The organism is Streptomyces sp. NBC_00258 (assembly GCF_036182465.1).
In the GTDB taxonomy this organism is placed as follows: Bacteria; Actinomycetota; Actinomycetes; order Streptomycetales; family Streptomycetaceae; genus Streptomyces.
This window is the reverse complement of the sequence record NZ_CP108081.1, coordinates 6909581-6927878: the sequence shown is the minus strand read 5'-3', so window position 1 is coordinate 6927878 and position 18298 is coordinate 6909581. Positions and strand designations below refer to the sequence as shown.

Annotated in this window: 18 protein-coding genes and 1 pseudogene; 5 read left to right on the top strand and 14 right to left on the bottom strand. The window is 72.1% G+C overall.

The genetic code is table 11. The features are described 5' to 3' along the window. Nucleotides 1–142: 142 nt before the first annotated feature. The 9 genes and pseudogenes from OG718_RS30880 to OG718_RS30840 form a co-directional block, all read right to left on the bottom strand. Nucleotides 143–682 (bottom strand): amino-acid N-acetyltransferase, encoded by a 540-nt coding sequence (locus tag OG718_RS30880; RefSeq protein WP_143640445.1) that lies wholly within the window; start codon nucleotides 680–682, stop codon nucleotides 143–145. Between the two features lie 9 nt (nucleotides 683–691). Further along, nucleotides 692–1192, bottom strand: coding sequence for a BlaI/MecI/CopY family transcriptional regulator (locus OG718_RS30875; RefSeq protein ID WP_443055172.1), 501 nt, complete (start codon nucleotides 1190–1192; stop codon nucleotides 692–694). Between the two features lie 180 nt (nucleotides 1193–1372). Next, nucleotides 1373–1552, bottom strand: a complete 180-nt coding sequence (locus OG718_RS30870; RefSeq protein WP_143640441.1) for a hypothetical protein — start codon at nucleotides 1550–1552, stop codon at nucleotides 1373–1375. Between the two features lie 72 nt (nucleotides 1553–1624). Beyond that, entirely contained in the window at nucleotides 1625–2245 is a 621-nt protein-coding gene (locus OG718_RS30865) for a hypothetical protein (RefSeq protein ID WP_328847863.1), read from the bottom strand. A gap of 290 nt (nucleotides 2246–2535) precedes the next feature. Further along, nucleotides 2536–3333, bottom strand: a complete 798-nt coding sequence (locus OG718_RS30860) for a type III pantothenate kinase (protein WP_306939291.1) — start codon at nucleotides 3331–3333, stop codon at nucleotides 2536–2538. A gap of 68 nt (nucleotides 3334–3401) precedes the next feature. Further along, nucleotides 3402–4391, bottom strand: a pseudogene (gene nadC / locus OG718_RS30855) (carboxylating nicotinate-nucleotide diphosphorylase); the annotation flags it as partial. A 5-nt stretch (nucleotides 4392–4396) separates the two neighbouring features. Then, nucleotides 4397–6115: an L-aspartate oxidase gene (locus OG718_RS30850; RefSeq protein WP_328845725.1), complete on the bottom strand. Its 1719-nt coding sequence runs from the start codon at nucleotides 6113–6115 to the stop codon at nucleotides 4397–4399. Further along, on the bottom strand, nucleotides 6112–7101 hold the full coding sequence (gene panC / locus OG718_RS30845) for a pantoate--beta-alanine ligase (protein ID WP_328845724.1): 990 nt from the start codon (nucleotides 7099–7101) through the stop codon (nucleotides 6112–6114). The genes OG718_RS30850 and panC overlap by 4 nt, the downstream gene beginning before the upstream one ends. 31 nt (nucleotides 7102–7132) lie before the next feature. Then, the gene (locus tag OG718_RS30840) at nucleotides 7133–8116 is read right to left on the bottom strand and encodes a Rossmann-like and DUF2520 domain-containing protein (RefSeq protein WP_143640431.1); all 984 of its coding nucleotides are present in this window, start codon (nucleotides 8114–8116) and stop codon (nucleotides 7133–7135) included. Between the two features lie 147 nt (nucleotides 8117–8263). Here OG718_RS30840 and OG718_RS30835 point away from each other — a divergent pair, with 147 nt between their 5' ends. Then, complete coding sequence (locus tag OG718_RS30835) at nucleotides 8264–9475, top strand: threonine aldolase family protein (RefSeq protein WP_328845723.1); 1212 nt, start codon at nucleotides 8264–8266, stop codon at nucleotides 9473–9475. A 115-nt stretch (nucleotides 9476–9590) separates the two neighbouring features. Here the strand turns inward: OG718_RS30835 and OG718_RS30830 are convergent, their stop codons facing one another. Continuing rightward, on the bottom strand, nucleotides 9591–9788 hold the full coding sequence (locus OG718_RS30830; protein ID WP_143640428.1) for a hypothetical protein: 198 nt from the start codon (nucleotides 9786–9788) through the stop codon (nucleotides 9591–9593). A 166-nt stretch (nucleotides 9789–9954) separates the two neighbouring features. On the opposite strand from OG718_RS30830, the gene OG718_RS30825 reads away from it, so the two are divergent. Then, nucleotides 9955–11061 (top strand): DUF5937 family protein, encoded by a 1107-nt coding sequence (locus OG718_RS30825; protein ID WP_143640426.1) that lies wholly within the window; start codon nucleotides 9955–9957, stop codon nucleotides 11059–11061. Between the two features lie 52 nt (nucleotides 11062–11113). Here OG718_RS30825 and OG718_RS30820 read toward each other — a convergent pair whose 3' ends face one another. From OG718_RS30820 to OG718_RS30810, 3 genes are all read right to left on the bottom strand, one after another. Then, nucleotides 11114–11746 (bottom strand): AAA family ATPase, encoded by a 633-nt coding sequence (locus OG718_RS30820; RefSeq protein ID WP_306939287.1) that lies wholly within the window; start codon nucleotides 11744–11746, stop codon nucleotides 11114–11116. A gap of 91 nt (nucleotides 11747–11837) precedes the next feature. Then, nucleotides 11838–12521 (bottom strand): response regulator transcription factor, encoded by a 684-nt coding sequence (locus tag OG718_RS30815; RefSeq protein WP_143640422.1) that lies wholly within the window; start codon nucleotides 12519–12521, stop codon nucleotides 11838–11840. A 44-nt stretch (nucleotides 12522–12565) separates the two neighbouring features. Next, nucleotides 12566–13768: a sensor histidine kinase gene (locus tag OG718_RS30810; protein ID WP_143640420.1), complete on the bottom strand. Its 1203-nt coding sequence runs from the start codon at nucleotides 13766–13768 to the stop codon at nucleotides 12566–12568. A 140-nt stretch (nucleotides 13769–13908) separates the two neighbouring features. Between OG718_RS30810 and OG718_RS30805 the strand changes: the two genes are divergently transcribed. Beyond that, entirely contained in the window at nucleotides 13909–15042 is a 1134-nt protein-coding gene (locus tag OG718_RS30805; RefSeq protein WP_443055171.1) for an SAM-dependent methyltransferase, read from the top strand. Nucleotides 15043–15050: 8 nt separating this feature from the next. Here the strand turns inward: OG718_RS30805 and OG718_RS30800 are convergent, their stop codons facing one another. After that, on the bottom strand, nucleotides 15051–16211 hold the full coding sequence (locus OG718_RS30800; RefSeq protein WP_143640416.1) for an NADH-quinone oxidoreductase subunit D: 1161 nt from the start codon (nucleotides 16209–16211) through the stop codon (nucleotides 15051–15053). 31 nt (nucleotides 16212–16242) lie between these two features. Here OG718_RS30800 and OG718_RS30795 point away from each other — a divergent pair, with 31 nt between their 5' ends. Together OG718_RS30795 and OG718_RS30790 are read left to right on the top strand one after the other, a co-directional pair. Beyond that, nucleotides 16243–16758: a PH domain-containing protein gene (locus OG718_RS30795; protein ID WP_143640415.1), complete on the top strand. Its 516-nt coding sequence runs from the start codon at nucleotides 16243–16245 to the stop codon at nucleotides 16756–16758. Between the two features lie 149 nt (nucleotides 16759–16907). After that, nucleotides 16908–18176, top strand: a complete 1269-nt coding sequence (locus OG718_RS30790; RefSeq protein ID WP_260695419.1) for a PH domain-containing protein — start codon at nucleotides 16908–16910, stop codon at nucleotides 18174–18176. The last annotated feature ends 122 nt before the right edge of the window (nucleotides 18177–18298 follow it).

Here is an 18298-nt window from a genome sequence, read left to right as displayed (position 1 = left end):
TTTTGCTGGAAAAACACAAACCCCTGGCAGAGACCGACGGACCCGGGAAGACCGGAAACGTGCGCGTTTCGGACATAGGACCCGCGGGCATGGGCCGCCGGGGTAGTGACGGGGGTATGCCACGGGTATTACGGGGTGGCGATCACAGATGCAGAAGCATCCGGCTGTTGCCCAAGGTGTTCGGTTTCACTCGTTCGAGACCGAGGAACTCGGCCACGCCCTCGTCATAGGAACGCAACAGCTCGGCGTAGACATCGGTGTCCACAGGTGTCTCACCGATCTCCACGAAGCCGTGCTTCGCGAAGAAGTCGACTTCGAAGGTCAGGCAGAATACGCGGCGAACACCGAGCCAGCGGGCGGTCTCCAGCAACTTCCCCAGCAACTGATGTCCGACGCCGGCGCCCTTCATGGAGCCGTCCACGGCAAGAGTGCGGACTTCCGCGAGGTCTTCCCACATGACGTGCAGAGCGCCGCAGCCCACGACCTCCGTGGTTGAGCCGGTGTCGCGTTCCGCGACCCAGAACTCCTGGATGTCCTCGTAAAGCGTCACCGTCGCTTTGTCGAGCAGGATGCCGCCGCGGACGTACGCGTCGAGGAGGCGGCGAACCGCCTGGACATCGCTGGTCCTGGCCCGGCGGACGGTGAGGGCTTTAGTGGTGAGTTCGGGCTGCTCTGCTGGCATGAGCGGACGTTATCGCCCGGTCTCGCCCCCAGTGGCGGCGGGGTTCTCGCCGACTGGGTTCTCGACTGCAGGGTTCTGCACTGCCGGGTTCTGCACTGCCGGGTTCTCGGCAGCGTGCTTCTCGGCCGTCTGCTTCTCGACTGCCGGGTTCTCCGCCGCCGGGTTCTGTGGCGCGGGGGTTTCCTCCGGCCCTTGGACCATACGCACGGCATCGCGCAGTGCTTCGCGCTGTTCCGGGGACATCATGCCGAAGAAGGCGACGAGAGCGGCGGCCGGGTTGTCGCTCTGGGTCCAGGCTTCGTTCATGAGTGCCGCCGCGTAGGCGGCCCGGGTGGAGACCGCCTCATATCGATAGGCCCGGCCTTCGGCTTCGCGACGTACCCAGCCCTTCTGATGGAGATTGTCCAAAACGGTCATCACCGTCGTGTACGCGATGGACCGCTCCTGCTGAAGGTCTTCCAGGACTTCCCGAACGGTCACCGGGCGGTTCCACTTCCACACCCGCGTCATGACCGCGTCTTCGAGTTCTCCCAATGGGCGAGGCACAGCTCAGAACAATAGGGGGAGATGTCGCCAATCACGTGGTGGACGTGGCTTTGGATGACAAACAGCAACAAAAAGGGCGTACGACTCGAAAAGCTGATGAGTCGTACGCCACGGGGTGGACGCCGTCCGGCGCCCCGGTGAAGGTCAGGCGCCGGTGTCGCGGGAGGTCTGGCGGGCGCCCTCGGCGCGGGCGAGGGCCGCGTCGACGACCGCGTCCTCCTTGGCCTTGTTGGCGCCGCCCTGGGTCTTCACGATCGTCACGATCAGACCGGTGAAGAACACGGCCATCACTACCGGGGGCACGAGCGCGGAGACGTAGTCCATGCCGTCCAGAGTAGCCAGGGGCCGCGGGGCGGGTGAGGGGTGGGGGTGGCGTGGACCGCCCCCACGGTGCGGCTAGACCGCGGCGAGCTGCTGCGGCGCGTTCGCGGGCGGGGCGGCCGGTTTGCGCCTCGGGGGGAAGACCTCGCCGGGGGTGGGGATGGGGCGGTCTCGGCGCGGGGACTGCGGCTTGGGCCGGGGGGCGGCCGGCTTCTCGGCGGGCTTTTCCGCGGGCTTCCTGCCGGGTTCCTCCGTGGCGGCGGCGAGGCCGCCCGGGAGGGCCGTCAGACGGGTGCGCGCACGGCTGCGGGAGGCCGGGATCGTACGGAGGGCGAGACGCATGCGTACGTCCTGCTCCGCGAGGTCGTGGCAGCGGTCGAGGAGGTCGGCCGCGACGGGGTTGCCGCGCAGGGCGCGCAGCGCGGCGAGGTCGTCGGGGACCGGGTGATAGCCGACCACGAGGGCCTCCTCAAGGAGCGTCAGGTAGCCGGCCGCCGTGCCGGGGAGCGCGGCGCGGTAGCGGGCGAGGTCGGCCAGCAGGAAGGCGCGCAGCCGGGCGCCCTCGCGGGCCGCCTCGTCGACTGCCTCCGCCAGGCGGAGGCAGTCCTGGACGTCCTCGGCCGAGACGGGGCGGGGGTGGAGGGCGAGAGCGAGCGCACGTCGGAGCACACGCAGCTCCTCCGCACCGAACGCCATGCCGCCGCGGGATCCATAGGGCGTGGGCATGCTCGCGACGATACGCGCTAATCAGACAAAATCCGTAGATCGGGTGCCGGTGTGGCGTGGCTTCGCCTCGCCGTGCTCACGGGGGTGGCTCCGCGGGTTCGGTTGCTGGCTGCGGGTGGGTGGGGGCTTGTCGCGCAGTTCCCCGCGCCCCTGGGTGAGTGGGACCGGGGGACGCGCGTTGTCTGCGGGCCGTCTCGGGTTGCTTGCGCCCACGCGGCGGAGCCGCAAACCGGCACAGCCCCGCGCCCCTGTCGGGGCGCCTAGGTGCGGGACACGTTTCTTTCGTAGACCAGGCGGAGGCCGATCAGGGTCAGCCAGGGCTCGTGTTCGTCGATGACCGAGGCCTCGCCGAGGACCATGGGGGCCAGGCCGCCGGTCGCGATGACCGTGACGTCGTCGGGGTCATCGGCGAGTTCGCGGGCCATGCGGTTGACGACGCCGTCGACCTGGCCCGCGAAGCCGTAGATGATGCCCGACTGCATGGCCTCGACGGTGTTCTTGCCGATGACCGTGCGCGGGCGGGCGATCTCGATCTTGCGGAGCTGGGCGCCACGGACGCCGAGTGCCTCGACGGAGATCTCGATGCCGGGGGCGATGACGCCGCCGGCGTACTCCCCGCGCGCGGAGACCGCGTCGAACGTCGTCGCCGTGCCGAAGTCGACGACGATGGCCGGTCCGCCGTAGAGCTCGACGGCCGCGACCGCGTTGATGATGCGGTCGGCGCCGACCTCCTTGGGGTTGTCCATCAGGATCGGGACGCCCGTCTTGATGCCCGGTTCGACGAGGACGGCGGGTACGTCGCCGTAGTAGCGGCGGGTCACCTCGCGCAGCTCGTGCAGGACCGAGGGGACGGTCGAGCAGATCGCGATGCCGTCGATGCCGTCGCCCAGCTCGTCGCCGAGGAGCGGGTGCATGCCCATCAGGCCCTGGAGGAGTACGGCCAGCTCGTCCGCGGTGCGGCGCGCGTCCGTGGAGATGCGCCAGTGCTCGACGATGTCCTCGCCGTCGAAGAGGCCGAGGACGGTGTGCGTGTTGCCTACGTCGATCGTGAGCAGCATGCCTACTCAGCCTCGCTCGTCGTCGACGCGTCGGAGGCCTTGGACGTCTCGGGGACTTCGGAGGTCTCGTCGGCCTCGCGCAGGTCGAGGCCGACGTCCAGGATGGGCGAGGAGTGCGTGAGTGCGCCCACCGCGAGGAAGTCGACGCCCGTCTTCGCGTACGTCAGGGCGGTGTCCAGGGTGAGACGGCCCGAGGCCTCCAGGAGTGCGCGGCCGTCGACGACGGCGACGGCCTCCTCGCACTCGCCGGGCGTGAAGTTGTCCAGGAGGATCAGGTCGGCGCCCGCGTCCACGACCTCGCGGAGCTGGTGCAGGGTGTCGACCTCGACCTCGATCGGCACGTCCGGGAAGGTCTCCCGTACGGCCTTGAAGGCCTGGGAGACGCCGCCGGCGGCGACCACGTGGTTGTCCTTGACGAGGGCCGCGTCCGAGAGGGACATGCGGTGGTTGACGCCGCCGCCCATGCGGACCGCGAACTTCTCCAGGGAGCGCAGTCCCGGCGTCGTCTTGCGGGTGTCACGCACGCGCGTGCCGGTGCCCTCCAGAACGTCCGCCCACGCGCGCGTGGCCGTCGCGATGCCGGAGAGACGGCACAGGAGGTTCAGCGCGCTGCGCTCGGCCGTCAGCAGGTCGCGGGTGCGGGTCGTGACGCTCAGGAGCTTCTGGCCGGCCTCGACGCGGTCGCCGTCGTCGACGTGCCGCTCGACCTCGAACTCGTCCGTGCAGACCACGGAGACGACCGCCTCGGCGACCCTGAGGCCCGCCACGACACCGGCCTCGCGGGCGGTGAAGTCGGCGGTGGAGACGGCCTCCTCGGGGATGGTCGCGACCGTGGTCACGTCCACGCCGTGGTCGAGGTCCTCCTCGATGGCCAGATGGGCGATGTCCTCGACCTCGACGGGGTCGAGCCCGGCGTCGGCGAGGAGCTGTGCGAGGGCGGGGTCGAGCCCGCACTCGGCGTACTCGAGGGGATCGACGTCGTACTCCCCTGCGGCGCCGCAGCCGCAGCCGTCGCCGCAGCCACCGCCGGTGAGGAGGGGAAGGTCGGGGGTGCTCACTTCTGTCACTGCTCCTGGGGACGGGACTGCTGTGTCGGGGGGAAGTCTGGGGTGTCGGTGGTGTGTACGGCGAGTGTCCGGTCGGGATTCAGCCGCACGACGATGTGGCGCCGCCAGTTCGTGTCGTCCCGTTCACCTTTGTCCTCGCGCCAGTGGCAGCCGCGGGTCTCCTCGCGCAGCCGGGCGGCGGCGACGAGGACGCGGGCCACGCACAGGAGGTTGGTGGCCTCCCAGGTGTCGACGCCGGGCTCGGCGGTCTTGCCGTTCACGTCGAGGGCGTCGCGGGCGTCGGTGTGCAGCTGCTGGATGCGCTCGGCCGCGGTCTCCAGGGAGGCGGCCGAACGCAGGACCCCGGCGCCGTCGGTCATGATCCGCTGGATCGCGAAGCGTGCCTCGGGGGCGAGCAGCGGATGGGCGGGCTTCTCCGGGTGGGCGACCGGCGCGGGCACGCGCGCGTGGAGGCTGTTCTCCTGGTGGCCGCCCACGATGTCGGCCGCGATGCGCTCGGCGTAGACAAGGCCCTCCAGGAGGGAGTTGGAGGCGAGCCGGTTGGCGCCGTGGACGCCGGTGCAGGCGACCTCGCCGCACGCGTACAGGCCGGGGACGGTCGTACGGCCGCGGGAGTCCGTGCGGACGCCTCCGGAGGCGTAGTGGGCGGCCGGGGCGACCGGGACGGGCTGGGTGACCGGGTCGATGCCGTGGGCGCGGCAGGCGGCGAGGATCGTCGGGAAGCGGTGCTCCCACATGTGGGAGCCGAAGTGCCGGGCGTCCAGGTACATGTGCTCGGCGTCCTGCTCCTGCATGCGCCGCATGATGCCCTTGGCGACGATGTCGCGGGGGGCGAGCTCGGCCTGTTCGTGCTGGCCGACCATGAAGCGCACGCCGCCCGCGTCGACCAGGTGGGCGCCCTCGCCGCGGACCGCCTCCGAGACGAGCGGCTGCTGGCCCTCGGCGTCCGCGCCCAGGAACAGCACGGTCGGGTGGAACTGCACGAATTCGAGGTCGCTGACCTCGGCGCCGGCGCGCAGGGCGAGCGCCACGCCGTCGCCGGTGGAGACGGAGGGGTTGGTGGTCGCCGAGAAGACCTGGCCCATGCCGCCGGTCGCGAGGACCACGGCGGGCGCGTGGACGGCTCCCACGCCGTCGTGCTGGCCCTCTCCCATGACGTGCAGGGTCACACCCGCGGTGCGTCCGTCGGCGTCCGTGAGGAGGTCCAGGACGAGCGCGTTCTCGACGGTGCGCAGGCCGCGCGCGCGTACTGCCTCGACGAGGGCCCGGGAGATCTCGGCACCGGTGGCGTCGCCGCCCGCGTGGGCGATGCGGCGGCGGTGGTGGCCGCCCTCCCGGGTCAGCTCCAGGCCGCCCTCTTCGGACTCGTCGAAGTGGGCGCCGGTCTCGATGAGCCGGCGTACCGCGTCGGGGCCCTCGGTGACGAGGATGCGGACGGCGTCCTCGTCGCACAGGCCCGCGCCCGCCACCAGCGTGTCGTCGAGGTGCTGCTCGGGGGTGTCGCCCTCGCCCAGGGCCGCGGCTATGCCGCCCTGGGCCCAGCGGGTGGAGCCGTCGTCCAGGCGGGCCTTGGTGACGACGACGGTGCGCAGGCCGGCGGCGTCGCAGCGCAGGGCCGCGGTGAGTCCGGCGACTCCGGAGCCGACGACCACGACGTCGGCGGTGACGGACCAGCCGGGTGCGGGCGCGTGCAGACGTATGCCTGTGCTGGTCACGAGGCGGCTCCGAAGGTCAGAGGAATGTTGTCGATCAGCCGGGTCGTCCCGACCCGGGCGGCGACGGCGAGGACCGCCTCGCCGGTGTGGTCGTCCGGGATCTCCGTGAAGTCGGACGGATCGACCAGCGCGAGGTAGTCGAGCGTGAGCGGCGGGTTGAGGCGGGCCGCGTCGTCGAGGATCAGACGGGCGGCGGCGCGGACCGCGGCGGGGCCGCCTGGTGCCGCCTTGGCGACGGCGTGCGTGTCGGCCGCGGCGCGGGACTCGCCGATGGCGCTGAGGGCCTCGGCACGCGCGTGCGTGGCGGGCACCTCGCGGGCACGCGCGCGCAGGGCCTCCTGGGCGGCGTGCCGGTCGCTGCCCGCGAACAGGGCCTGGGAGAGGGCGAGCGCGGTGCGGCGCTCGGTGGCCGACAGATAGCGGTTGCGGCTGGACAGGGCCAGGCCGTCCGCCTCACGCACCGTCGGGACGCCGACGATCTCCATGCCGAAGTTCAGGTCGCGCACCATGCGGCGGATCAGGGCGAGCTGCTGAGCGTCCTTCTGCCCGTACAGCGCCACGTCGGGGCGGGTGAGGTGCAGCAGCTTGGCGACGACGGTGAGCATGCCGTCGAAGTGCCCGGGACGCGTCGAGCCCTCCAGGCGCTCGCCCATGGGGCCGGCGCTGATGCGGACCTGGGGTTCGCCGCCCGGGTAGACCTCGTCCACGGAGGGGGCGAACACGACGTCCGCGCCCGCCAGACCGGCGATCTTGACGTCGGCGTCCAGGGTGCGCGGGTAGCGGTCGAGGTCCTCGCCCGCGCCGAACTGGAGGGGGTTCACGAAGACGGTGACGACGACCTCGCCGTCACCCGCGATCCCACGGGCGGTGCGGATCAGCGTCGCGTGACCCTCGTGCAGGGCGCCCATGGTCATCACGACGGCACGGCGGCCGGTGCGCACGCGCGCGTGGAGCTCGTCGGCGGTGCGCAGCACGGTGGTGGTCATCGGGTCGCTCCGTTCTCGGCACCTGCGCGCGTCATCGGGCGTCTCCTTCGGGCCCGTCGGGTCCGTTCGTTCCGTCGGGCCCGTTCGTTCCGCCCGGCCCGGCGGTCCCGGCCGTCCCGTTGGCGAGTACTCCGAGGAGGTCCTCGGCGAGTTCCGGCTTGAGCAGGCCGTGGGCGAGGGCCCGGTCGGCGGTCGCGCGGGCCATCGCCAGATAGCCGGCGACGGTCTGGGGCGCGTGCTTGCGCAACTCGGCGACGTGCGCGGCGACCGTGCCCGCGTCTCCGCGCGCCACCGGTCCCGTGAGGGCGGCGTCTCCCGACCTCAGCGCGTTGTCCAGGGCCGCGCCCAGCAGCGGGCCCAGCATCCGGTCCGGGGCCTCGACACCGGCCGCGCGCAGCAGCTCCATGGACTCGGCGACCAGCGTCACCAGATGGTTGGCACCGAGCGCGAGGGCCGCGTGGTAGAGCGGCCGGGAGGCCTCGGCGATCCACTCGGGCTCGCCGCCCATCTCGATGACCAGGGCCTCGGCGGCCAGGCGCAGCTCCTCGGGCGCGGTGACCCCGAAGGAACACCCGGCGAGGCGCTGCACGTCCACCGGGGTCCCGGTGAACGTCATCGCGGGGTGCAGCGCGAGCGGCAGCGCACCGGCGCGCAGCATGGGGTCCAGAACCCTCGCGCCGTACCTCCCGGAGGTGTGCACGATGAGCTGTCCCGGCCGTACGGCACCGGTCTCGGCGAGGCCTTCCGCCAGTCCCGGCAGGGCGTCGTCCGGGACGGTGAGGAGCACCAGGTCGGCCCGCTCCAGGACCTGCTCGGGGGTCACCAGCGGTACGTCGGGCAGCAGCTCCGCCGCTCGTCGCCGGGAGGCGTCGGAGACCCCGGAGGCGGCCACCGGGCGGTGTCCGGCGAGCTGCAGCGACGCGGCCAGGGCGGGGCCCACACGACCGGTGCCGACCACACCGACGGTGAGGCGTGCGGGGCGGTCCTTGGGGTCTGGCTGGGGGAATGTACTCACTCGACGGCGGCCTTCCGTTCCAGTCCGCTCGGGGTACCGGACGATTTCTCGTCATGTTAACGCGATTGGTCCGAGGGCCGTTTTCCTGTCCACAGGCTGTGGGGAATTCATGTGACCGGTCGCCGTCGTGTCCTGCATGATCCGGGCATGGGCGATACGGCGGAGCACGCGGTGCAACAGGCGGCGAAGCAGGCGGCGGACGGTTCGACGGATCAGGCCGGGGAAGAGACGGCCGAGCAGCGGCGGGAGCGGCGCAGGATCGCCTGGCGAGGGGCGGGGCGGGTGCTGTGGCGGCCGAGTTTCCGTGCCACGGTCGGTGAGCTGCTGTCCCGGCTGACGGACGCGGCACCGGACGTGTACGACCTGGACAAGCCGGTGGACATGTACGGCGACGGGATCGTCGAGACCCTGGAGGAGCGGGTCGCGGCTCTGCTCGGCAAGGAGGCCGCCGCCTTCTTCCCCTCGGGCACCATGGCCCAGCAGGTCGCACTGCGCTGCTGGGCGGGCCGTACAGGCAATACCACGGTGGCGATGCATCCCCTCTCCCACCCGGAGGTCCACGAACGGCATTCCCTCAGCACGGTCAGCGGCCTGCGGACCGTCCATCCGACACGTGAGCCGCGCATGCCCTCCGCCGAGGAGGTACGCGACCTGGAGGAACCCTTCGGGACGCTCTTCCTCGAACTGCCCCTCAGGGAGGCCGGTTTCGTCCTGCCCTCCTGGGAGGAACTGGTCGCCGTCACGGACGCGGCGCGCGAACGCGACGCCGTGGTGCACATCGACGGAGCCCGCCTGTGGGAGTGCCCCACCCGTCTCGGCCACTCTCTGGACGAGATCGCGGACCTCGCGGACAGCGTCTACGTGTCGTTCTACAAGTCGCTCGGCGGATTCGGCGGCGCCGCCCTCGCGGGCCCGAAGACGCTCGTCGACGAGGCGAAGGCCTGGCGCCACCGCTACGGCGGGCAGATCCTCCAGCAGTTCCCCACCGCCCTGTCCGCGCTGATCGGCCTGGAGAAGGAGCTGCCGCGGCTCCCGGAGTACGTGACCCACGCGCGCGTGGTCGCCGCGGCGCTGCGCGAGGGGTTCGCCGGGGCCGGGGTGCCTTGGGCTCGGATCCACCCCGAGGAGCCGCACACGCACCAGTTCCAGGTCTGGCTGCCGTACGACGCCGATGTCCTCACCGACGCGGGGACGCTGCAGGCCGAGGAGACCAGGACCGGCCTGTTCCCGCAGGTCTGGGAGCGGGGTGGACCAGGTCTGGCGTTCACCGAGGTCACCGTCGCCGCGCCGGGGCTGGAGTGGACCGCTGAAGACGTCCACGCGGCGGTCGCCGACTTCGTGGCGCGGCTCCCGCGCTGAGGGCCCGGCCCGGGCCGGTGTCGGTCGACGACCGTGCAGCCGGGCCTGTGCCTGAGAAGTCGGCTCCTCAGTACGTCTCAGCGCGTCTCAGCGCGTCCCAGTACGTCGGTGCGCCTCAGTGCCCGAGAAGCCGGGTCAGTGCCGCCCGTATCCGGCCCCGGGGCGGACGGCCGGTGAGGGCCGCGCGGAACCGGCGGTGGTCCGCCAGTTCGCGCATGGCCTGCCAGTCGTGGGTGCCGGGGGCCGGCGGGGTCGGGTCGCCGTGCTGCCGGGCCCGGTAGGTGTCGAGGAGGTACTGCTGGGTGATGCTCATGGCGGATCGCCTCTTCGGGACTGGGTACGGACGTGAACGCCGTGGGCCCCGCGGTTGCCCCGGTCTGTGAACCCAGCTTGCGCGCGGCCTGCCGGGGCGTCGCGTCGATTGACCGGGCTCGTCAATCGACGGCCGCGTTGTCAGTGGCGGGGTGCACCATGAGGTCATGAGCGTGACCATCGACATTTCCGGGCTCCGCAGGGAGCGGGTGGCCGTCGTGCCCTCGCCCCTGGCCGAGCTCTGCATGGCGCTGCACGCGTTGGCCGAGCCGGGGCACCATCCCGGGCTGCAGGGCTGGGCGACCGGAGTGACCGCGCGGCTCGACCCGCATCTCGCGGACCGGATGTGCGAGGCCGACTTCCTGTGGCGGACGACCTTCTCGGACCTGTTCCTGCCGTATGCGGGGGTGGCGGGCGGCACCGCGCTCCCCGGCGCCACCCTGGCCGAGGACCTGGACCTGCTCGACAAACTGACGGACGACCAGTTCGTGGACGCGGCCCTCGAATTCACCTGCGCGCTGCCGTACGACGCGCAGGGCGCGGGCGCGCTCACCGACGCCGGGGCCCGTCGCCGCGCGCTGGACCTGGCCGCCGCGCGCGGACCCCGGCCGGCGGAGTTCACCGCGCGGCTGCTGGAGGACCCGCCCAGGATCCGGGCCTGGCTGCGCCAGTTCCTGGAGGACTGCGACGAGGCCTTCTTCGCCGAGACCTGGTCCCGGCTGCGCCACCAGCTCTCCGCGGACGCCCGCCACAAGACGGACCTGCTCAGACGAAGGGGCCTGGCCGAGGCACTGACCTCGGTGTCGCCCGCGGTGACGCTCGACGAGGCCGCCGGCCGCGTCACCGTCGACAAGCTGGGAAGCGGCCACACCACGGTCCGGGACAGCAGCCTGCTGCTGGTGCCGACGAGCCTCGGCTGGCCCCACCTCATGGTGCTGCACCGGTACGGCTGGCAGCCGGTGCTGCACTACCCGGTCGGCTCCCCCGAGCTGGCGGCCCCGCCCTCCGTCGAGCAGCTGACCCTGCGGATGACGGCCCTGTCCCACCCGGTGCGGATGCGCCTGTGCCGCAGTCTGGCCCGCAGCGCGTTCACCACGAGCGAGCTGGCCCAGACGCACGGCATGACGCCGCCCGAGATATCCCGGCACCTGAGTGTCCTGAAGAAGGCGGGCCTGCTCACCACCCGCCGCCGCGGGCGGTACGTCCTGCACCAACTCGACGTCACGATGGTGGCCCGGCTGGGCAGCGACTTCCTGGAGGGCATCCTGCGCTGAGCCGTCCCGCGTTCCGGCCAACCCGCGCTGCGGCTTCGGCTGCGGCTTCGGCTCAGTCGAAGCGGATGTGCCTGGCGCTCGTCCAGGACCGCCGCAGCCGACCCCTCAGGGCGCCGTCCTTGTTCGGCGCGAGTGTCAGGCCCGCGAGGACCGCGATGCGGTCGGCCGTCCTGGCGACCGTGGTGTCGTCGGTCCACAGGTGCTCGGCGAACTCCGGTTCGCGCAGCCGCTCCAGACAGTGGTCCAGCTGCTCGACCGCCCAACTCTCCCTGCGCAACGGGGCGTCCTTGCCGGCGACGTACCGAAGGAGATGGCCGAAGCCGCGCTCGCGCAGCCTATTCAGGACGGTCTCGCGCTCGGCGAGCAGCGTGAAGTGGCGTACGTCGTGGCCCTTCTCGCGCAGCAGCCCGACGGTCTCGTCGAAGTAGCCGAAGTCGGTGACCGTCATGGGCGCGACGACGACTCCGTCGTGCTTGGTGAGGGCGAGATCGAGCACCTCGACCACGCCCTGCCGCCAGGAGGCCAAGTCCTGGAAGTTCCCGCGCAGTTCGGGCGGAAGCATGCGGCGCAGACCGAAGCCGGCGTGCTCGGGATCGCAGACGACACTGCCGGGCAGCCGCCGCTGGAGCTCGTACGCCGTCTGCGTCTTTCCGCCGCCGAAAGGGCCGTTGATCCACAGGAGCATGCGCAGACCCTAGTGGCCGCCGATTACGCCCCGGTCACGCACGGCACAGCCCGGCCCCCGGACGGTGGTCGGCCCTGTCCCCGGGAGGTGGTCAGCCCTGCCCCCCGCTCCCGCCCCCGGCCCGCACCAGACCCGTCTCGTACGCGAGGACGACGACCTGGACGCGGTCACGCAGGCCGAGCTTCGTGAGGATGCGGCCGACATGGGTCTTGACCGTCGCCTCGGAGAGGACGAGCCGGGCCGCGATCTCGCCGTTCGACAGTCCCTGCGCAACCAGGATCATCACCTCGCGCTCGCGACCGGTGAGCCGCTCCAGCTCCTTGTGCTGGGGCTCACTGCCGGCGCTGGGCAGCATCGGCGCGAACCGGTCGAGCAGGCGCCGGGTGGTGGAGGGCGCGACCACCGCGTCGCCGCTGTGCACGGAGCGGATCGCGGTGAGGAGTTCACCGGGAGGCACGTCCTTGAGCATGAAGCCGGAGGCGCCGGCCTTGAGCCCCGAGAAGGCGTACTCGTCGAGGTCGAAGGTGGTCAGGATCAGCACCTTCGGCGGGTTCTCGTCCTGGCAGATGCGGCGGGTGGTCTCCACGCCGTCCAGCTTCGGCATACGTACGTCCATGAGCACCACGTCGACCTCGGTCGCGCGCAGCACCTGGAGGGCCTCGACGCCGTCGCCCGCCTCCGCCACGACCTCCATGTCCGGCTGGGCGGCGAGCACCATCCGGAACCCGGTGCGCAGCAGCACCTGGTCGTCGACGAGCATCACGCGGATCGGCATGGGAAGGTCCTCCGGTCGGTTCGTGGAGCTGAAGCGTGCACGTGTCAGTGGGCCGGCTTGAGCGGAAGCAGGGCGCTGATGCGAAAACCGCCGCCCGGCCGCGGCCCGGCGTCCAGGGTGCCGCCGACCATACCGACGCGCTCGCGCATCCCGATCAGGCCGTGGCCCCGGCCGTCGGCGCCGCCCTCCTCGTACAGCTCGTGCGGGGCGCCCTTGCCGTCGTCCTCGACGAGCAGGCCCAGGCCGTCGTCGAAGTAGACCAGTCGCACGCTCGCACCCGCGTTCGGCCCCCCGTGCTTGCGGGTGTTGGTGAGGGCCTCCTGCACGATGCGGTACGCCGTGAGCTCCACGCCGCTCGGCAGGGGGCGCGGGGTCCCCTCGATCTTGAAGTCGACGGGGAGGCCGGAGGTGCGGCACTGCTCCACGAGGTCGTCGAGCTGCTCCACGTCGGGCTGCGGCACGTACTCGCCGGACTCCTGGTGTTCGCCGGTGCGCAGCACGCCGAGGAGGCGGCGCATCTCGGCAAGGGCCTGCCGGCCCGTCCCCGAGATGGTCTCCAGGGCCTTCTTGGCCTGGTCGGGAGCGGAGTCGAGGACGTACGCCGCGCCGTCGGCCTGGACCACCATCACCGAGACGTTGTGCGCGACCACGTCGTGCAGCTCGCGGGCGATCCGGGCGCGCTCGGCGGCGACGGCGACCTTGGCCTGCGCCTCGCGCTCCTTCTCCAGACGGGCGGCCCGCTCCTCCAGCTGCGCGAAGTAGGCGCGGCGGGTGCGCAGGGAGTCGCCGAGGACCCAGGCGAGGGCGAACGGGACCATCTGGAAGACCACTATCGCGACGTGGCCCGCGCCGCTCGTGTCCCCGGCCGGCCAGCGAAGCTGCGAGAGGGGCGCCGCGAACAGACCGGCGGTCAGGGCGAGCCGGGAGGCCCAGCGCGTGCCGTTCGACGCCACGGTGTAGCTGATCACCAGCAGCGCGAAGTCGGCCGGCACCACCGCCACGTCCAGTGCCAGCTGTGCCACGCCCACGGCGACGGCCAGCAGCAGCATCTTCTCGGGCATGCGCCTGCGCAGCGCGATCACCAGGCAGAGGAGCAGGGTGACCGGGATGACGACGACCGGGAGGTCGGTCCCGGTGGCCTCCTGGTCGGTGGTTCCGCTCACGACAGAGATCCCGAGCAGGAAGACGGCCCAGAAGCTGTCGACCCACATCGGGTGCCTGCGGAGAAAGTCATAGAGGCGCTGCACGTAACCCAGCGTAGGGAAGCGTGCTGTGTGCAGGGGTCAACCGGAGGGTCGATCCGTAACCGGTGCTCGTACTCCCCAAGGTGGAGGCCTCATTCGACTTGGCGCTTAACCTGACGCGGTGGAAGCGGTCGGGAGCAGTGGTGAGCGCAGTGAAGCGTGAGAGCGCGGGCGGGGTGCGCGGGTGGCGCCCGGCGACCGAGGAGGCGCTGTACGGGCCCTCCGGTTTCTATCGCCGCGCGGAGGGGCCCGCGGGCCATTTCCGCACCTCGGTGCACGCGTCACCGCTGTTCGCGGGGGCCGTGGCCCGGCTCCTGTGCCTCGTCGACGAGGCGCTGGCCCACCCCGCCGAACTCGCCTTCGTCGACATGGGCGCGGGCCGCGGCGAGCTGGTGACCGGCGTCCTGAGGGCCCTCCCCGCCGAAGTGGCCACCCGCGCGCACGGGTACGCCGTGGAACGGGCCGCCCGCCCCGCCGGACTCGATCACCGGATCGAGTGGCTCCCGGAGCCCCCGCCGGGCGTCACGGGCCTCCTGTTCGCCAACGAGTGGCTCGACAACGTGCCCGTGGACGTGGCCGAGGCGGACGCGGAGGGGACGGTACGGCTCGTTCTCGTACAGGAGGACGGGACGGAGTGCCTCGGGGAACCGGTGGCCGGGGCGGAGGCGGAGTGGCTGGAGAAGTGGTGGCCGCTCACAGGGACTCCAGGCAGCCCGTCGGCGCTCCCTGAAGCACCGGGTGGCCCGCTCCCGGCCGAGGACGTCCGGCCGCCCGCAGAGGCCCTCCAGGGCCCTTCCGAGGGCGTCCACGTCCCCACGGAAGGCCTTCGCGCCGAGGTCGGGCTCCCCAGGGACGTCGCCTGGGCCGCTGCCGTGGCCTCCCTCGGCCGGGGTCTCGCCGTGGCGGCGGACTACGCGCACTTCGCGGGGGCGCGGCCGCCCTTCGGGACACTGACCGGGTTCAAGGAGGGCAGGGAGACCGCACCCGTACCCGACGGCTCCTGTGACATCACCGCGCATGTGGCACTGGACGCGTGCGCGCTGCCCGGGGCACGGCTGCTGAGCCAGCGGAAGGCGCTGGGCGCGCTCGGGGTGAGCGGGGAGCGGCCGTCCCTGAGCCTGGCCTCCACGGACCCGACAGCATACGTACGGGCTCTCGCGGGCGCGGGTGAGGCCGCCGAGCTGACCGCCCGGGGCGGGCTCGGCGACTTCGGGTGGCTGCTGCAGCCGGTTGGAATTCCGGACCCGCTCCCCGGCGGAGAACAGCCCTCTACGTAGAGGTCGGCCTACTTGTCGATGTCTCCGACCACGAAGAACAGCGACCCCAGGATCGCCACCATGTCCGCGACCAGCGTCCCCGGCAGCAGCTCCGCCAGCGCCTGGATGTTGTTGTACGAGGCCGAACGGAGCTTCAGCCTGTACGGGGTCTTCTCGCCCTTGCTGACGAGGTAGTAGCCGTTGATGCCGAGAGGGTTCTCGGTCCAGGCGTACGTGTGGCCCTCGGGGGCCTTCAGGACCTTCGGGAGCCGCTGGTTGATGGGGCCCGGGGGCAGCTCCGCGAGCCGGTCCAGGCAGGCGTCGGCGAGGTCGAGCGCGACGTGGGTCTGCTCCAGGAGGCACTCGAAGCGGGCCAGACAGTCGCCCTCCTGCCGCGTGACGACCTTCAGGGTGTCCTGGAGCTCCCCGTACGCGAGATACGGCTCGTCACGGCGCAGGTCGAAGTCGACACCGGAAGCGCGGGCGATGGGACCGCTCACTCCGTAGGCGTGCACGGCCTCCGGGGAGAGGACGCCCACATCCCTCGTACGCCCGCGGAAGATCTCGTTGCCGAGCACCAGGTCGTCGAAGCGGTCCATACGGGAGCGCACTCCGGAAACGGAGGCACGCGCGCGGGCGGTCCATCCGGCGGGCATGTCCTCCTTGAGGCCGCCGACGCGGTTGAACATGTAGTGCATACGCCCGCCGGAGATCTCCTCCATGACGTGCTGGAGTTCCTCGCGCTCGGTGAAGGCGTAGAAGATCGGCGTGATCCCGCCCAGCTCCAGGGGGTAGGACCCCAGGAACATCAGGTGGTTCAGGACCCGGTTCAGCTCCGCGAGCAGCGTGCGTGTCCACACCGCGCGCTCGGGGACCTCCATGCCGAGCATCCGCTCCACACCGAGGACCACGCCCAGCTCGTTCGAGAAGGCGGAGAGCCAGTCGTGGCGGTTGGCCAGCATGATGATCTGGCGGTAGTCGCGCGCCTCGAAGAGCTTCTCCGCGCCGCGGTGCATATAGCCGATCACCGGCTCCGCGTGCTGGATCCGCTCACCGTCGAGGACGAGCCGCAGCCGCAGCACGCCATGTGTGGACGGGTGCTGGGGCCCGATGTTGAGCACCATGTCGGTGCTCTCCGCGGCGCCGCCGATCCCGACCATGGTCTCCGTGGGACCCGTCGTAGGAGTCATGGGAACAGTGTCGCGTACGTACGCTTGCGACATGGAGACGGGGACCTCGGAAAACGCGGGGCAGACAGCGGGGCAGGCGGCGGGCGAGCCGGTGTGGATCGGACTCCCGCCGGGGCTGCTGAGAATGCGACGGCTGCTGCTGGTGGTGTGGCTGGGGCTGCTGACCGTCGGTACGGGCCTGCTGCTCGGCCTGCTCGCCGGGCCAGGCTGGGCGGCCTTCGCCCTGCTACCGCTCGCGGTGCTGCTGTGGGGCTGGCCGATGCTGGGGCGCAACTGGCGGTCCTGGCGGTACGCCGAGCGCGCGGACGACCTGCTGATCAGCCGGGGTGTGCTGTGGCAGGAGGAGACCGTCGTGCCGTACGGGCGCATGCAGCTGGTCGAGGTCACCTCCGGCCCCGTCGAGCGGCACTTCGGGCTGGCCAGCGTGCAGCTGCACACGGCAGCCGCGGCGACGGACGCCCGCATTCCGGGGCTGGACCCGGCCGAGGCGGAACGGCTGCGCGACCGGCTCACGGAGCTGGGCGAAGCCCGATCGGCGGGGCTGTGACGACGCCGGGCGCCTCCAAGGACGTACGGGACGAGCCCCGGCCCGTACCGGAAGAGGCACCCGTACCGGAGGACGCGGAGAAGGCGCCCGCACCGGAGGAGCCTGCCGGGGACCGGCGGAAGGGCGCGGCCGGGCCGACCGAGCGGCGGCTGCACCCCGTGACGCCGCTGCGGCGCGCGTGGGCGCCCGTCGCCGTGATCGCCGGCTGGGCCGTGCACGACCCCGACCAGGCACAGCGGCAGCTGACCCGGCTCACCACGATGACGCTGCTGGCCGTGCTGGTCGCAGCCGTCCTGGGGGCCGCCCTCTACGGCTTTCTGAGCTGGTGGTTCACACACTTCGCGGTGACCGACACCGAACTGCGCATCCGTACGGGCCTGGTGTTCCGGCGCACCGTGCACATCCGGCTCGAACGGCTCCAGGCGGTCGACGTCACCCAGCCGCTGCTGGCCCGCGTGGCCGGCGTCGCCAAACTCAAACTCGACGTCGTAGGCACCGACAAGAAGGACGAGCTGGCCTACCTCGGCCAGGAGGAGGCCCGGGTGCTGCGGGCCGAACTGCTCGCCCGGGCCGCCGGTTTCGCGCCCGAGACGGCGCACGAGGTGGGCGAGGCGCCGGTGCAGCGGCTGCTCCACGTGCCCGCCGGTGTCCTCGCCGTGTCGCTCGTCCTGACCGGGGCCACCTGGGGAACGCTGGCCGCCGCGCTCGTCGTACCACCGCTGCTGTGGTTCGCCACCCACAGCGTGTGGACTGTCCTCGCGACGGCGCTTCCGCTGCTCGGCGCGGCGGGCGCGAGCAGCGTGGGACGGTTCGTCGGCGAGTACGACTGGACCGTGGGCGAGTCCCCGGACGGGCTCCGCATCGACCACGGGCTCCTCGACCGTACGCACGAGACGGTGCCGCCCGGGCGCGTCCAGACCGTACGCATCGTCGAACCGCTGCTCTGGCGGCGGCGCGGGTGGGTCCGGGTCGAGCTGGACGTGGCGGGGTCGTCCAACTCCGTTCTCGTGCCGGTCGCTCCGCGCGAGGTCGCCGACGCGGTCATCTCGCGCGTGCTGCCGGGCGTGACCGTGCCCACCTCACTGGCACGGCCGCCGCGCCGGGCGCGCTGGTGCGTGCCGTTCTGGTGGCGGGGTTACGGGCTCGCCGTGACCGACACCGTCTTCGTGGCCCGGCACGGGCTGCTGCGCCGCAGCATCGCGCTCGTGCCGCACGCCAAGGTGCAGAGCGTGCGCCTGGAGCAGGGGCCGTGGCAGCGCCACAAGGGGCTGGCCGACGTCCGCGTGGACACCGGCGCCAACAAGACCGTGACGGCCCGGCTGCGGGACGCCTCGGAGGCGGCGGAGCTGCTGTACGGGCAGGCGGACCGGTCGCGCACGGGGCGGCGGGAGGCCCGGCCGGACCGGTGGATGGCCTGAGGCCTCGACCGGCTCGCACTGGCTCGTACCGGCTCGTGAGGGCCGTGTAGAGCCTCAGGAGCGAACGGCGTGAGGGCAGTGGCGGGTTGCCACTGCCCTCATCACGTTCGGGTTCTACGGAG